We start from the raw sequence: 15,734 nt of genomic DNA, 5'->3' as shown, positions 1-15,734 counted from the left end.
TTTCCGGTTGTCGTTTTTACTTATTTTTTCTTAGATTCTTCATCTTCATCAATTTTCAAGACTGCCATAAATGCTTCTTGTGGAATCTCAACATTACCAACTTGTTTCATTCGTTTCTTACCAGCTTTTTGTTTTTCCAAAAGTTTCATACGGCGTGTTCGATCTCCACCATACAATTTAGCTGTAACATCCTTACGGTATGCTTTAATATTTGTTCTTGCAATAATTTTTTGTCCAGCAGCAGCTTGAACTGGAATTTCAAACATTTGGCGCGGAATTAATGATCTTAATTTATTGACGATACCTTTTCCACGTTCAAAAGAAAAATCACGATGAACAATAAAACTCAATGCATCAACTGCTTCACCATTCAACAAGATATCAACTTTAATTAAATCACTTGGACGGTAACCCTCTTCTTCATAATCCAGGGATGCATATCCACGTGTATTAGATTTTAATTTATCAAAGAAATCAAAGATAATTTCTGATAAAGGCATATGATAAATAATATTTACACGGAATTCATCTAAGTAATCCATCGTCTCAAAAACACCACGTTTTTTTTGACAAAGTTCCATGACTGCTCCAACATATTCATTAGGTACCATAATACTTGCTTTCACATAAGGTTCGTTAATTTGCTTAATTGATGATGGTTCTGGCATTTCAGAAGGGTTAGAAACAATTATTTTCTCACCATCAGTTAAATCAACATGATAAATTACAGATGGTGCCGTTGTAATCAAATCTAACCCAGATTCACGTTCTAACCGCTCTTGGACAACATCCATGTGTAATAACCCTAAAAATCCACAACGGAACCCAAATCCTAGTGCTTGTGACGTTTCTGGTTCAAATTGTAAAGCAGCATCATTTAATTGTAATCTTTCAAGTGCCTCACGTAATTCATTATATTTTGAATTATCTACGGGATATAACCCACAATAAACCATAGGATTAATTGCACGGTAACCATCTAGTGCTTCAGTTGCTGGATTGTCAGCTGAAGTTACTGTATCACCAACTCGTGTATCTCGAATATCTTTAATTGCCGCTGTAACATACCCAACATCTCCGGCCATTAAAAAATCACGATTAACTGCTTTGGGTGACATAACCCCAACTTCAGTCACTTCATATTTTTTCTTACTATTCATTAATTCAATTGTGTCGCCAGGTTTTACAACACCGTCAACCACCCGAATACTCAAAACAACGCCACGGTAACTATCATAGATTGAATCAAAAATTAAAGCTTTCAATGGTTTTTTTAAATCACCATTTGGTGCAGGAATTTTCGTTACAATCTGTTCCAGCATCTCTTCAATACCAATACCATTTTTAGCACTTGCCAGAACGGCATCAGAGGCATCTAATCCGATAACATCTTCAATTTCTTTTTTTACCATTTCAACATTAGCAGATGGTAAGTCAATTTTATTAATAACTGGTAAAATCTCCAAATCATCATCAATCGCTAAATAAACGTTTGCGAGTGTCTGTGCCTCAACACCTTGAGCAGCGTCTACAACAAGTACAGCACCTTCACAAGCCGCCAAACTCCTTGAAACTTCATAAGTGAAATCAACATGTCCTGGTGTATCAATTAAATGAAAGATATATGTTTCACCATCTTTAGCAAGATAATGTAATTCAACCGCATTTAATTTAATTGTAATTCCACGTTCTCGTTCAAGATCCATCGAATCGAGTAATTGATTTTGCATCTCACGTTTAGTAACTGTATCAGTCATCTCGAGGATACGATCCGCAAGTGTGGATTTTCCATGATCAATATGTGCTACAATCGAAAAGTTTCGAATATGTTTTTGTCTATCTTGCATTTCTTCAAAATCCATTAATAGCGTCCTACTTTCTTGTTTCTATCTCTTCTGATTATAACAATCAACGCTACTAAACACAATTACAGTTCGCATACAAAAAAATAGAATCATCTTAGAAGACGATTCTATTTTTAACTTTATTTCTTATTTTTAAATTGATCTTTTAACTTATCAAATAAATTACCTTCGCCAACAACGTTTTTACCGCTAGCTGTAGCAAATTCTTTCAAAGCATCTTTTTGTTCTTTTTTAAGATTACGAGGTGTTTCAATATTAACCGTCACTTCTTGATCACCATTACCCTTACCATGTAATTTAGGCGCACCCTTATCACGTAATCTGAAAGTCGTTCCAGTCTGTGTTCCAGCGGGAATCTTCATTTTTACATCTCCATGAACGGTTGGAACCGTTACTTCGTCGCCCAATGCAGCTTGGACAAAGCTAATTGGAACATCAATGTAAATATCAGGACCTTCACGGTCAAATGTGCCACTAGCCTGAACTCTAAAGATAATGTATAAATCTCCATAAGGTCCACTATTTTCACCAGATTCACCTTGTCCTTGAAGACGCATCTGTTGACCATCTTCAACACCAGCAGGAACAGTTACTTTAACTTCATGTCTTTCATCAATATGGCCTGATCCATGACATGTATCACATTTTTCTTTAATCTCTTTACCTGTACCATGACAAATATCACATTCTTGTTCAGTCATCATGTTTCCAAGTGGCGTACGACGCTCAACTTGGATAGTACCTCGACCACCACATTTATGACATGTAATTGGAGAAGTTCCAGGTTTTGCTCCAGAACCAGAACAAGTAGCACATAGACTTTTACGATTGTATTTAATTGTTGATTCTTTACCAAAAACACCTTCATTAAATGTCAATGTCATCTCGTATTGCAAATCACGACCTGCTCGTGGAGCGGTTGGATCTTGGGAAGCACCACCACCGCCGAAAAATGAACTGAAAATATCTTCAAATCCACCGCCGCCAAATCCACCTTGTTGTCCTTGACCACCAAATCCTCGGTAAGCACCACCTTGAGACCCAGCTGAACCATATTGATCGTATTCAGCTTTCTTTTGTGGATCACCAACTGTTTCATATGCTTCAGTGATTTCTTTAAATTTATCTTCGGCACCAGCATCCTTATTAATATCCGGATGATATTGTTTAGATAACTTACGATACGCTTTTTTTATTTCTTCAGGTGACGAATCTTTAGTCACACCAAGTACATTATATGGATCTTTGTTCTCTGCCATTCCGTACCTCCGAATAACCTTTTTGGTTTTTATTGCTCTAAATAGGATAACATGTCTAACATGAAATAAAAAGCCAAAGTCCCAAAGGCCTTTGACTTTCTATCACACTCAAAATTTAGTAAAGATTACTTCTTATCTTCAGGGTTAACTTCTTCGAAGTCACCATCGACAGTTTCATCTTTAGGGTCTTTAGCCGTGCCTTCAGCACCAGCTTCACCTTGAGCTTCTTGTGCTTGTTGATACAATTTAACAGTTAAGTCTTGAACAATTTTATTCAATTCATCTTTCTTAACTTTCATATCTTCAACATTGTTATCTTCTTGAGCTTTCTTCAAAGCATCACGAGCATCTTCAGCAGATTTAATTTCTTCTTCAGTTACTTTACCTTTTAATTCTTCCAAAGTTTTATCAACTGAGAATAATAATTGATCAACTTCATTCTTCAAATCAACTTCTTCTTTACGTGCCTTATCTGCTTCTTCGTTTTCTTTAGCTTCATTAACCATGCGTTCGATTTCGTCTTCTGCAAGACCACCTGAACTCTTGATTGTAATTTTTTGTTCTTTGTTTGTGCCTAAATCTTTAGCAGAAACGTTAACAATACCATTTTTATCAATATCAAATTTAACTTCAATTTGAGGGATTCCACGAGGTGCAGCAGGAATATCATTTAATTGGAAACGGCCTAATGTTTTATTATCAGTAGCCATTGGACGTTCACCTTGTAAGACATGGATATCAACGGCAGGTTGGTTATCTGCAGCTGTTGAGAACGTTTGTGACTTGCTTGTTGGGATCGTTGTATTACGATCAATTAACTTAGTAAAGACGCTACCCATTGTTTCAATACCCAATGAAAGTGGTGTTACATCAAGTAAAACAACATCCTTAACATCACCAGTAATGACACCACCTTGAATTGCAGCACCAAGTGCAACAGCTTCATCAGGGTTAACTGATTGGTTAGGTTTGTGATCTGTTTCTTTTTCAACTAATGCTTGAACAGCAGGAATACGTGTTGAACCACCAACCAAGATAACTTGATCAATATCAGCATTTGTTAATCCAGCATCTTTTAAAGCATTTTGAACTGGAATACGTGTACGTTCAACTAAGTCTTGTGTAAGATTATCAAATTTTGCACGTGATAATGTTGCTTCTAAATGTAAAGGTCCAGCAGCACCGGCTGTAATAAATGGTAAGCTAATTTGTGCACTAGTAACACCAGATACATCTTTTTTAGCTTTTTCAGCAGCATCTTTAAGACGTTGCATTGCCATTTTATCTTTTGATAAGTCAATACCATTTTCTTTTTTGAAGGTCTCAACTAACCAGTCCATGATTTTTTGATCAAAATCATCTCCACCAAGTTTAGTATCACCGTTTGTTGATAGTACTTCAAAGACACCATCACCTAATTCAAGGATAGAAACATCAAATGTACCACCACCTAAATCGAATACAAGGATTTTTTCATCTTTTTCAGTATTTTCAAGACCATATGCTAAAGCAGCAGCAGTAGGTTCGTTAACAATACGTTCAACTTCTAAACCGGCAATTTTACCAGCATCTTTTGTAGCTTGACGTTGTGAATCGTTAAAGTAAGCAGGAACTGTAATAACAGCTTGTGTTACTGATTCGCCTAAGTAAGCTTCAGAATATTCTTTGATGTATTGTAAAATCATAGCAGAAACTTCTTGTGGTGTGTATGATTTTCCTTGAATATCTACTTTGTAGCCTTCTTCTCCCATGTGACGTTTAATTGATGCAACAGTATCAGGGTTTGTGATTGCTTGGCGTTTAGCAACTTCACCAACTTGAGTTTCGCCATCTTTAAATGAAACAACAGATGGTGTTGTACGATTTCCTTCTGGGTTTGTAATAATTTTTGCTTCTTTACCTTCTAACACAGCAACAGCTGAGTTAGTTGTTCCTAAATCAATTCCTATAATTTTTGCCATAATTTATCTACCTCTTCTTATATTATTATTGAGCGACAACGACCATTGCTGGACGTAACACTCTATCTTTTAATTTATATCCTTTTTGAAGGACTTGAACAATTGTATCTGCTTTTTGATCATCAGAAGCTGGAACTGTTTGAACTGCTTGGTGAACATTTGGATCAAAAGTAACGTCATCAGTTGCAATTTCTATAACGTCATTATTAGTTAATGCTTTTTGTGCATCTTTATAAACTAATTCAATACCTTTTTTAAGTTGTTCGCCACTCTCAGTGTCAACCTCAATTGCCAATGCTCGTTCCAAATTATCGATAACTGGTAGAACATCTTTAGCTAATGATTGCCCGCTATACTTTAAGAGTTGTTCTTGTTCTTTCTTAAAGCGTGTATTCATATTTGCCATTTCGGCTTCTGCTCGTAAATATTTATCTTCCATTGTGTCTAAACTAGCTTGTAACTCAACTAATTTATCTGCATCAGAAGGCTTTTTACTAAATTTTTCTTTTACTTTATCAGTAACAGAACTTTTTTTCTCATTTTGATTAGTTGCTTCACTAGACTGATGTTGCTCTTGTGTAACATCTTCTTCAACTAAATCTTCTTTGGCATCTTTAACCACACACAACACCCCTTTTCTTATTTATCAAATTGTTGATAATAATCTAACAATTTTTTAGCAAGCTCATCACTAAATGCATCTAATAAACCAATCATTTTTGAATATGGCATATTTGTAGGACCCAATAATGCGATAACCCCTTGACCATGGTCACTAACATCATAACTAGCTGATATAAGACTATAGTTATCAAGTAATTGGTTCGTTAATTCCTCACCAATTTTAATTTGAATAGGTTTACCTTGAATTCCAATTAATTCACCAATATTCTTGTTATTTGATGTGTCTACTAAATCATATAATGATTTTAATTCATCCACGTTACTATCGGTAGCAAAATCTAATATATTAGATTTACCGCCAACAAAAACTTGTTCACGTGCTGCCTGCTTTAAAATATTACCAAAAATATCTAAAATACCAGCTGGCCTACGCATATAATTAACCAACATAACTGGGATACTTGTTCTTAACTTCTTAGAAATTTCAGCTAATGACAACCCAATTAATTGGTCATTCAACAACCTTGTTACGGCTTCTAAATCTGATCCGTTAATCGATTTAGGAATACTGAATGTCTGATTCTCAACAACGCCACTACTCATCACAAGAATAGCCATAATTCGATGATTTCCTAATGGTACTAATCGAAAACCTTCGAGACGACTTTCCATTGTTTCAGGTCGTAAAGAAATCGCTGTATAATTTGTTAAGTCCGAAAGAATCTTAGTTGATTCTGCAAATATTTCATCAATCTTTTGAAAATGAACACCAAGAGAATTTTGAATATTCGCTAATTCCGCTGCTGGAACAACGCCGGGTTTAACAATGTGATCAACATAATATCGATAACCTAAAAATGAAGGAATTCTACCAGAAGAAGAATGTGTTTTTTTAATTAACCCATTATTTTCCAATGTCACCATTTCATTTCTGATAGTTGCTGAACTTACATGCATTGGTAAAAAATCAACGACCGATTTAGAACCAACAGGTTGACCAACCTCTGTATATACTCTGACAATTGCTTCTAACACTAACATTTGTCTTTCTGTTAGCATGATCAATCACCTCTTTTTAGCACTTAACACAATGGAGTGCTAAGACAACTATTAATATACTAAATGTTGAGATTATTGTCAAGGAATGCACTCACTTTTTTAAAGAAAATGGCTGACTAAATATATCCTATTTAGTCAGCCATTAAACCAATACTTATATGTGTTGGTCAAAATAAGTATTAGTATTTTTTTTATCTTTATTTAATTGCGTAATTAATCCAGGAATACCTTCAAATTTAACTTCACTTCTCAAATATGCTAACCATTGAACCGTAACAATTTGGCCATAAATCATCTCGTTGAAATCAAATAAATTTATTTCGACCGTTAATTCACGATTTTTTCCAAACGTTACGTTGTAGCCAATAGATGCCATCCCACGATACCAGACATCACCAACCTGAACGCTAGTCACATATATTCCGGGTCCCGGAATTCGAATGTGTTCATTGAATTCTAAATTTAATGTTGGAAAGCCAAGTTCTCTACCTCTAGCTTCACCGTGAACAACTTTACCAAGTGTTTCATATTTATAGCCCAATAACTTATTAACATCGCTAATATGTCCGTTATCAATTTCCATTCTAATTCGAGATGAACTTATCTTTTGATGATTCGTCGCTAATTCAGGCACAGTAATAATTTCAAATTTTTGATTAGCATATAAAGGTAGTGTATCCATATTTGCGATATCTTTTTTACCATACGTATAATCAAATCCTGCAACTACTACCTTTACATGCAATGCAACCATATATTTATCGACAAAATCTTGTGGTTCCATTTTTGCTAAACTATTATTTAGCGTTAAAATATAAAAAATATCAACGCCTAATTGCTTCATTAATAATATTTTTTTTTCCATAGACGTTAAATATTTTACACTTTGTTCGGGTGCTTTTTGAAATTGTACTGACGGATGCTTATCAAATGTCATTACTGCAAGTTTAATATTTTTTTCGTTAGCTTTTTGCTTAGCTTCTTGTATTACTTTTTGATGTCCTAAATGAACACCGTCAAAAAAACCCATAGCAAGTGAAATAGAATCATTACTAATTTCGTTAGGGTTATACGGTTCAGTTAAATAAATAACTTTCATGTTCCAATATCTTCCTTTATCCTAAATCAAACATTGTCTCAGACTGATAACGATTTTTTTCACTATTCAATCTGTATAAACATCTAATTTTATTTTCATAAACTAGAGAAACTGTTGGCTCATTATTAAACGAATCAACTGCTAAAAATCCACCATTTTGGACAATAAGCCACTGTTCAGTTGTTAATTCATACCTTTTAAATGATGTTAGCGCTGTATCAATTGGATATAACAACGATTCTAACGTCCCATTGACTTTAGCCTCATTTAATTGGTCCAGGGTAAACGCCTTATCAATTCTAAAACCGCCGCTTTCCAGTCTAGTCAGGTCGGACATAACTGCAGGTACACCTAATTTTTTACCGAGATCAACAGCTAGCGTCCTAACATAGGTCCCTTTTCCACATGCAACTTCAAAATAAATTTTTTGTCTTTTATTTTCTAAATCATATTCTGTAGCTTTCGTTTGAATAAATGAAGTCACCGTTATTTGTCTTTCTGGACGTTCCACTGTTTCACCTTTACGAGCGTAATCATATAAGCGACGTCCGTTTACTTTAACAGCTGAGAACATTGGTGGAATTTGAATCATTGTACCTGTCATCTGGTTCATAACATCATCAATTTCTTCCGATGTGAAAGGATCTATAATCTCTTTTTCTTCGATTATTTCGCCATCTAAATCTTCAGTTTCTGTAGAGAAACCAAGTGTTATTTCACCCGCATATACTTTGCCAGAATTCATCAAATAGTTTACTGTTTTTGTCGCTTTACCAATACAAATCGGTAGAACACCATCAACATTTGGATCAAGAGTACCTGAATGACCAACTTTTTTGGTTTGAAAAATGCCACGACACTTAAAAACACAATCATGACTGGTCATACCACGTTCTTTGAATAGTGGAATAATTCCGTCCATTGTCTTACCTCCGTTAATATACTTTTAACAGTATATCATAATCAGTAAAACAAGGGATATCGATTCTAATTTTTATAAATATTGAAATTTCTATTTAAGAGATAACTATCTATCATCATTCCTAAATACCTATTTACCAACAGTTTTAGCTACGTTATTATTCACAAAACTTCCCATAAACATCATAATTTTTTATTCTTTCCATAACGTTATCCATTTCTTTTTGTAGTGCAGGCCGATTTTTATATTTCTTTTTCAAACCCTCACAAAGAGATATTGCTACTTCCTCATCTCCAAAGTTATTATACCGTAAAATATAATCGCCAATATTTTGATAGTCTTTTCTATTTTTAGCTTTAACTATTAAATCTTTAACTATGCTTTCAAACATCATGTTAGCTTCTTTGGGATATAGTGGGTAAATATATTTTCCATAATTCATAAATAAATTCAGATTTTTTTTAATTAATTGTAGCAAAATGGTAGCTTCGTTTTCATCTGCTAATATCTGTGCAAGTTGCCAATTATCAAGTGTTTTAGAAATGTTTTTCAGAATATCAGGGTATTCAGCTTTCCAAAATCCATTATCAACTAAAAGCTTTTTTAATTTTTTATAATCGGAATCATTGCCTTTATATAATGCCTGTTTTAAATACTCAATTCTTTTTTGAACTTGATTTGTCTCCTCATAGATAGTATCTAGTCGAGTATACCAAGGTTGTAAATATTGAATATTTTTATCATTATCTGTAATTAATTTTTTTAGTACTAATTTTTCTGCAACTTCATAGTCTTTTCTTGAAACAGCTAACTCAACTTTAAACATTCTAACATCATCAATATCTAAATTATTATTAATAATTTCTTCTGCTTCTTTAATTTTATTTACTTGGAAGAACAATTTAATTTTAAATAATAAATATTTACTTTTCCTATCTTGTTGTGTATATTCATCAAATCTTGTACTAATTTTATCGGCAATTTTCAATACTTTATCCGTATTTTTTGTATTTAGCAAAGGAAGAATGAGACTGAGTAAATCAAAATCACTCACCGCCCATTCATTCCAAAAATTTTTTTTAGCATATCGAATAACATTCGTAACAATTAATTTTTTCTTTTCATCTGCCCCATCTTTAACAGACAGTTTTTCTACATAAATCCGTATTTTAGAAAGTATACTCTCTTGCTCAATCATAAACCCTAATTCTGTATACTCACTGACCTTTACTAATTGTTCTAATAAATCTAATAATATTAACATAGGTGCTTTTAAATAATTTTGACTAAATCTCACGTCACAAATAGAGAGCAGATTATCGACTACTTCACTAATATTGTCGTATCCTCTCCACGAAACATACCCTTGTTTCCTATTTTCATAAATAATTTCTCGAATTCGTTCCTTTGCATCTTCTATTTCTTCTTCTTCATCCAAAAATCCCAAATCAGCTAATATATCATTCTTTATTTCGTATTTATTCTCAGTATATTTTGTTAGTAATCGAATTAATACTTCTTTTGACTGTGAAGTTAATAATTCTTTATATTGCTCTGAATTCAAATTAGTACCTCTTTCTAATATATATTTTGAAAATTAAATTAATTTTTTAAAGGAAATTACCACACTATCTAATGATTGTTGAATAGTGGTATAAGAAAAATTCATAATTCTTCAAATGAATTAGTATTCAACTACACCATATAATCAAAGATATGAGATACCAATACTTACAACTAATTTTACTTGATTACTATTAAAAATAAAAGATATGATTATATTATAAGATAATATCTCCATTGATGAGGAGAAAAAAAGGCCTAATCACTAAGGATTAGGACCTTCATAAAGTTATCCATCAACAACAGTTTAAATAGAGCAACAAACGGTATCAGGATTTTTATTTTAATATTCAGAATCTATCTTTTTAAGTAATTGATCAATTTTATCACCATATTGAACTGACTCATCTCTTACAAAAACCAATTCTGGTGTTTTATAAATTGATAATCTTGATCCAAGTTCACCACGAATTAATCCAGAAGCTTTTTCCAAACCACGTTGTGTTTTTTGTGCATCTGATGCCATATTTGACAATATACTATAGTAAATTGTCGCCTGTTGTAAATCACCAGTTACATTAACTCCCGTAATTGTGACACCTTCAACTCGAGGATCTCTCACTCGTTTTAAAAGAATATCATTAACTTCTTTTTGAATTTCTTGTGATAAACGACCTACACGGTAATGTTGTGTCATTTTATATCCTCCTATAGTTGTTATGAATTATTTAACTGGAACTTCTTCCATAACGTAGGCTTCAATTTGGTCGCCTTCTCTAATGTCATTGTATTTTTCAATCATGACACCACATTCGAAACCTTGTTTAACAATTTTAGCGTCATCTTTAAAGCGTTTCAAGCTTGCTAATTTACCTTCATAAATAACAATACCATCACGAATTAAACGAACGCCGCTATCTCTTTCGATGTAACCTTCAGTGACGTAAGCACCACCAATTGTTCCAACTTTTGTAACTTTATATGTTTCACGAATTTCAACTTGTCCAGTTATTTTTTCTTCAAAGACTGGTTCAAGCATTCCCTTCATAGCCGTTTCAATTTCTTCAATTGCGTTATAAATAACACGATGTAAGCGAATATCAACTTCGTCAGATTGTGCTTGAAGTTTAGCTTGAGGTGTTGGACGAACATTAAATCCTATAATGATAGCATTACTTGCTTCTGCCAAAGTAACATCACTTTCAGTAATTGCACCAGCTGCTTGATGAATGATATTAACTCGAACACCTTCAACATCAATCTTCTTCAAACTTCCTGCAAGAGCTTCAACTGAACCTTGAACATCTGCTTTAATAATAACAGCAACTTCTTTTAATTCGCCTTCTTTAAGTGAATCAAACAAGTTATCAAGTGTTACATGCGTAACATTTCCACGTTCTTTTGTTAAAGCACGTTTAGCACGTTCTTCACCAGCTGCACGAGCAGTTTTTTCATCATCAAAGACAACGAAACGATCGCCAGCACCTGGAACATCATTCAAACCAGTAATTTCTACTGGTGTAGCAGGTTTAGCTTTATTAACTTGACGGCCTTTATCATTTGTCATAGTACGGACACGTCCGAAACTATTACCAACAACAATTGGATCACCAACTTTTAACGTACCTTGTTGAACAAGTAATGAAGCAACTGTTCCACGGCCTTTATCAAGACGAGCTTCAATAACAGATCCAATACCCTTTTGTTTTGGATTTGCTTGTAATTCAAGAACTTCGGCTTCAAGTAAAATCATTTCTAATAATTCATCAAGGTTTGTGCCTGTTTTCGCTGAAATTTCAACGAAAATAGTATCACCACCCCAACTTTCAGGAATTAATTCATATTCAGCCAATTGTTCTGTAACATGAGCAGGATTAGCACCGGGCTTATCCATTTTATTAACAGCAACAATAATAGGTACATTGGCTGCTTTAGAATGATTAATTGCTTCAATTGTTTGAGGCATAACCCCATCATCAGCAGCAACAACTAAAACAGTGATATCAGTAATATCGGCACCACGAGCACGCATATTTGTAAATGCAGCATGTCCAGGTGTATCTAAGAATGTAATTGTTTTATTATCATGTTTTACTTGGTAAGCACCAATATGTTGTGTAATACCACCAGCTTCACCATCAGTAACATGTGTATGACGTAATTTATCAAGTAAGGTTGTCTTACCATGATCAACATGTCCCATGATTGTAACAACTGGTGGTCTTGAAACAAGATTATCTTCATTTTTAATTTCTGCATCAAACATTTTATCAATATCAGCAACATCTACATCGATTTTAGCTTCTGATTTAATACCATATTCTGCTGCTAAAATTTCAATTGTATCTGTATCGAGTGTTTGATTTTGGTTAACCATTACGCCTAACATAAATAATTTTTTAATAATTTCTGCTGGTTCACGATGAATCTTTTTAGCAATTTCAGCAACATTAGTTGCAGCATTGTAATATAAGATTTCTGGTAATGGTTTATCTTTTCTGGGTGATACAGGTGGTTTTGGTGTCGTTGAACGACGGTTTTTCTTATTTCTGTTACGTTTGTTATAAGGATTATTCCCATAACGGTTATTATTATTAAATCTCGAACGTCCTTGCTGATTAGCATTACCATTATTAGCAGTTCTAGCACTTGATTGTGTACTATTTTGAGGACGATTTGCTGGCTTTTCATTTGTTGTCTTTGGTGCAGCGTTAGTTGTTCTTGCTACTGGTTTTGAAGCTACCTGCGATGATTTTTGAGCAACAGGTTTACTATTCGTTGTTTTAGCAGGTTGTGCTGGTTTCTTTGCAACAGGTTTTGCTACTGGTTTTTTCGGTGTTGCATTAGATACAGTTTTTTCAACCATTTTCTTTGCAGCAACTACTTTAGCAGCGCCCTTTTTAAATTTATCGCGAATCTGACGTTCTTCATTATCACCAATAGTTGACATATGATTTTTAACATCAAAACCTTTTGTCGTTGCAAAATCAATAATATCTTTAGTATTTAATTCTAGCTCTTTAGCTAATTCATAAATTCTTTTTTTTCCCATATTTGCATGCTCCTTCTATATATCCATTAAGTCACACATCCTTCTGCTAAAACCTTTATCGGTAATAGCATACACTGTGCGCTGTTGTCCAACGGCCTCACTTAAACTGGCTTTTGAAAATCCAACATATAATTTAACATTATAGCTGTTGCACTTATCTGTTACTTTTTTTAAAGTCGCTTGTCCACAATCTTCAGAAAGAATAACCAATTTAGCTTTATTCTTCCTGACAGCATTCAATACTAGTCCTTCACCAGTCACCAACATACCTGCGCGTCTGGTCAAGCCTAGCATTTGTAAGAATTTTTGACTATTTTTCATCTTTAAATAATTCTCGTCTAGCTACCTGATGGTCAACATATTCGACAAGTTCTTCATAAAATGATTCGTCAATCTTAATACCGAATGCTTTATTGAATGTTCTTTCTTTTTGAGCCTGCTTCGCCACATCTACATCAAGAAAAATATATGCGCCACGCCCTGGTTTCTTACCTGTTGGATCTAAAGATACTTCATTTTCTTTATTCTTAACAACACGAACAAGTTCTTTTTTAGGTTTCATTTCACCCGTAACGATATCTTTACGCATTGGAATTTTACGATTAATCACTTTAATTTGCCTCCAAATCAATTACCGATCAGTTTTAATCGGCTTATTTGTTTGTTTCAGAAACTTCTTTTTCTTCACTACTGTTAACCATATCAGATTCAGATTTAATATCAATTTTAAACGTTGTTAATTTTGCAGCTAATCGTGCATTTTGACCTTTTTTACCAATTGCTAATGACAATTGGTGATCTGGCACAACTACAGTACAAGCATGATCATTTTCTGGATTAAAGACAACATTGACAACTTCTGCAGGATTCAAAGCATTAGCAATGTATTTTGCAGGATCTTCATTCCATTCAACAATATCCATATTTTCGCCTTTTAATTCATTAACAATAGTTTGTACACGTTGTCCTTTAGGACCAACACAAGTACCAACAGCATCGATATCTGGATTATTCGAACGAACAGCTACCTTAGCACGGTCACCTGCTTCACGAGCAATTGATACAATTTCAACTGTTCCGTCATATATTTCAGGAACTTCTTGTTCAAATAATCGTTTTAGCAAGTCAGGATGTGAACGACTAACAAAAACTTGAGGGCCTTTAGCAGCATTCTCAACTTTTGTGATATAAACTTTAATTCGATCATGTGGATTAAAACTTTCACCAGGAATTTGATCAATCTTAGCTAAAACAGCTTCCACTTTACCTAAATTAACATAAATATAACGATTATCATGACGTTCTACTTCACCGCTAACGATTTCATTTTCATATTGAATATATTGATCATAAACAATACTACGTTCAGCTTCACGAACACGTTGCATGATAACTTGTTTAGCAGTTTGTGCAGCAATTCGTCCAAAATCCTTAGGTGTAACTTCAAATCGAATTGAATCGCCAACTTCATATGCTTTATTAATCTCTAAAGCATCTTGCAAACTAACTTCAAGACGTGAATCAAAGACTTCTTCGACTACTTCTTTAACCGCATAAACTGTAATATTACCTTTTTTTGAATCAAACTCTACTTCAACATTTTGTGCTTGATTGTAATGACGCTTGTATGCAGAAACTAATGCTGCTTCAATGGCATCAATAATAACTTCTTTTTTAATACCTTTTTCTTCTTCTAACACTGTAAGTGCACTTAATAGTTCTTTACTCATCTTTAATTTACTCCTTTATAAAAAGCTACTTAAAATTTGATAGCTAAGCGCGCCTTAGCTATTTTTTGACGAGGAATAACGATCGTTCTCTTACGCGTTTTGTCCATATAAACAACTGTTAATTCATCAGCTGTTAATTCCGTTAAGGTACCTTGAAAAATTTTAGCGTTATTAATAGGTTCATATAGTGAAATATTAACGTATTCATTCAAAGCTCTTTCATAATCTTTTTCCTTTTTCAAAGGTCTTTCAGCACCAGGTGATGAAACCTCTAAAAAATAAGCTTGTGGAATTGGATCAGGATTAATCTCATCTAATTTTTCACTTAAAATATCACTAACAGCAACACACTCTTCAATTTTAATGCCTTCAGGTTTATCAATGTAAACTCTTAAAAACCAACTTGGGCCTTCTTTAACAAATTCAATGTCCACCAATTCAATATTCTGTTCATCAACAATTGGTTGAACTAGCTCTGTGACAGTCTCTATAACAGTACTCACACGTTACCCTCCTTACATTTTCCCAATAAAAAGAGTGAGCATCGCTGCTCACTCAAACAAGATATCAAAATACTTTCTTTAATATAGCATAATTTTC

General features: G+C 33.7%; 14 protein-coding genes. All 14 read right to left on the bottom strand.

From position 1 onward, the window contains the following. Nucleotides 1-20: 20 nt before the first annotated feature. The 14 genes from lepA to rimP all read right to left on the bottom strand — a co-directional run bounded on the left by lepA (nucleotide 21) and on the right by rimP (nucleotide 15,637). Nucleotides 21-1,862, bottom strand: coding sequence for a translation elongation factor 4 (gene lepA / locus AC1RPU_RS02040; RefSeq protein ID WP_481761374.1), 1,842 nt, complete (start codon nucleotides 1,860-1,862; stop codon nucleotides 21-23). A gap of 122 nt (nucleotides 1,863-1,984) precedes the next feature. Then, nucleotides 1,985-3,124, bottom strand: a complete 1,140-nt coding sequence (gene dnaJ, locus AC1RPU_RS02035) for a molecular chaperone DnaJ (protein ID WP_481761375.1) — start codon at nucleotides 3,122-3,124, stop codon at nucleotides 1,985-1,987. 125 nt (nucleotides 3,125-3,249) lie between these two features. Beyond that, a complete protein-coding gene (dnaK, locus tag AC1RPU_RS02030) occupies nucleotides 3,250-5,085 on the bottom strand; it encodes a molecular chaperone DnaK (RefSeq protein ID WP_481761376.1) in 1,836 nt (611 codons plus the stop codon). Nucleotides 5,086-5,110: 25 nt separating this feature from the next. Continuing rightward, a complete protein-coding gene (gene grpE / locus AC1RPU_RS02025) occupies nucleotides 5,111-5,707 on the bottom strand; it encodes a nucleotide exchange factor GrpE (RefSeq protein ID WP_481761377.1) in 597 nt (198 codons plus the stop codon). Between the two features lie 17 nt (nucleotides 5,708-5,724). Then, nucleotides 5,725-6,768: a heat-inducible transcriptional repressor HrcA gene (gene hrcA, locus AC1RPU_RS02020; RefSeq protein ID WP_409022460.1), complete on the bottom strand. Its 1,044-nt coding sequence runs from the start codon at nucleotides 6,766-6,768 to the stop codon at nucleotides 5,725-5,727. Between the two features lie 154 nt (nucleotides 6,769-6,922). Next, the gene (ribF, locus tag AC1RPU_RS02015) at nucleotides 6,923-7,867 is read right to left on the bottom strand and encodes a riboflavin biosynthesis protein RibF (protein WP_481761378.1); all 945 of its coding nucleotides are present in this window, start codon (nucleotides 7,865-7,867) and stop codon (nucleotides 6,923-6,925) included. Between the two features lie 16 nt (nucleotides 7,868-7,883). Next, nucleotides 7,884-8,789 (bottom strand): tRNA pseudouridine(55) synthase TruB, encoded by a 906-nt coding sequence (gene truB / locus AC1RPU_RS02010; RefSeq protein WP_481761379.1) that lies wholly within the window; start codon nucleotides 8,787-8,789, stop codon nucleotides 7,884-7,886. Nucleotides 8,790-8,946: 157 nt separating this feature from the next. Further along, entirely contained in the window at nucleotides 8,947-10,353 is a 1,407-nt protein-coding gene (locus AC1RPU_RS02005) for a tetratricopeptide repeat protein (protein ID WP_481761380.1), read from the bottom strand. Between the two features lie 342 nt (nucleotides 10,354-10,695). Continuing rightward, nucleotides 10,696-11,049 carry a 30S ribosome-binding factor RbfA gene (gene rbfA, locus AC1RPU_RS02000; protein ID WP_409022457.1) on the bottom strand — a complete coding sequence of 118 codons (354 nt, stop codon included), beginning with the start codon at nucleotides 11,047-11,049 and terminating at the stop codon, nucleotides 10,696-10,698. Nucleotides 11,050-11,076: 27 nt separating this feature from the next. After that, a complete protein-coding gene (gene infB / locus AC1RPU_RS01995) occupies nucleotides 11,077-13,404 on the bottom strand; it encodes a translation initiation factor IF-2 (protein ID WP_481761381.1) in 2,328 nt (775 codons plus the stop codon). 15 nt (nucleotides 13,405-13,419) lie between these two features. Next, nucleotides 13,420-13,725 carry a L7Ae/L30e/S12e/Gadd45 family ribosomal protein gene (locus AC1RPU_RS01990; RefSeq protein WP_409022455.1) on the bottom strand — a complete coding sequence of 102 codons (306 nt, stop codon included), beginning with the start codon at nucleotides 13,723-13,725 and terminating at the stop codon, nucleotides 13,420-13,422. Continuing rightward, on the bottom strand, nucleotides 13,715-14,014 hold the full coding sequence (gene rnpM, locus AC1RPU_RS01985) for an RNase P modulator RnpM (protein WP_409022454.1): 300 nt from the start codon (nucleotides 14,012-14,014) through the stop codon (nucleotides 13,715-13,717). Before rnpM ends, AC1RPU_RS01990 begins: the two co-directional genes overlap by 11 nt. Nucleotides 14,015-14,057: 43 nt before the next feature. Further along, nucleotides 14,058-15,134, bottom strand: coding sequence for a transcription termination factor NusA (gene nusA, locus AC1RPU_RS01980; RefSeq protein ID WP_409022453.1), 1,077 nt, complete (start codon nucleotides 15,132-15,134; stop codon nucleotides 14,058-14,060). A 29-nt stretch (nucleotides 15,135-15,163) separates the two neighbouring features. Continuing rightward, nucleotides 15,164-15,637: a ribosome maturation factor RimP gene (gene rimP, locus AC1RPU_RS01975; protein WP_409022452.1), complete on the bottom strand. Its 474-nt coding sequence runs from the start codon at nucleotides 15,635-15,637 to the stop codon at nucleotides 15,164-15,166. Nucleotides 15,638-15,734 lie beyond the last annotated feature (97 nt).

Source organism: Dellaglioa sp. CoH-55-MRSF-7 (assembly GCF_056782235.1).
Note: the sequence above shows the minus strand (reverse complement) of the source record. Positions and strands in the feature narration are given on the sequence as shown.

Bases quoted from the DNA above. Each gene is read 5' to 3' on its own strand.
- nusA (WP_409022453.1), bottom strand. From the start codon at position 15,134: ATGAGTAAAGAACTATTAAGTGCACTTACAGTGTTAGAAGAAGAAAAA.
- rbfA (WP_409022457.1), bottom strand. From the start codon at position 11,049: ATGACACAACATTACCGTGTAGGTCGTTTATCACAAGAAATTCAAAAA.
- ribF (WP_481761378.1), bottom strand. From the start codon at position 7,867: ATGAAAGTTATTTATTTAACTGAACCGTATAACCCTAACGAAATTAGT.
- dnaJ (WP_481761375.1), bottom strand. From the start codon at position 3,124: ATGGCAGAGAACAAAGATCCATATAATGTACTTGGTGTGACTAAAGAT.
- AC1RPU_RS01990 (WP_409022455.1), bottom strand. From the start codon at position 13,725: ATGAAAAATAGTCAAAAATTCTTACAAATGCTAGGCTTGACCAGACGC.
- hrcA (WP_409022460.1), bottom strand. From the start codon at position 6,768: ATGCTAACAGAAAGACAAATGTTAGTGTTAGAAGCAATTGTCAGAGTA.
- lepA (WP_481761374.1), bottom strand. From the start codon at position 1,862: ATGGATTTTGAAGAAATGCAAGATAGACAAAAACATATTCGAAACTTT.
- infB (WP_481761381.1), bottom strand. From the start codon at position 13,404: ATGGGAAAAAAAAGAATTTATGAATTAGCTAAAGAGCTAGAATTAAAT.
- dnaK (WP_481761376.1), bottom strand. From the start codon at position 5,085: ATGGCAAAAATTATAGGAATTGATTTAGGAACAACTAACTCAGCTGTT.
- truB (WP_481761379.1), bottom strand. From the start codon at position 8,789: ATGGACGGAATTATTCCACTATTCAAAGAACGTGGTATGACCAGTCAT.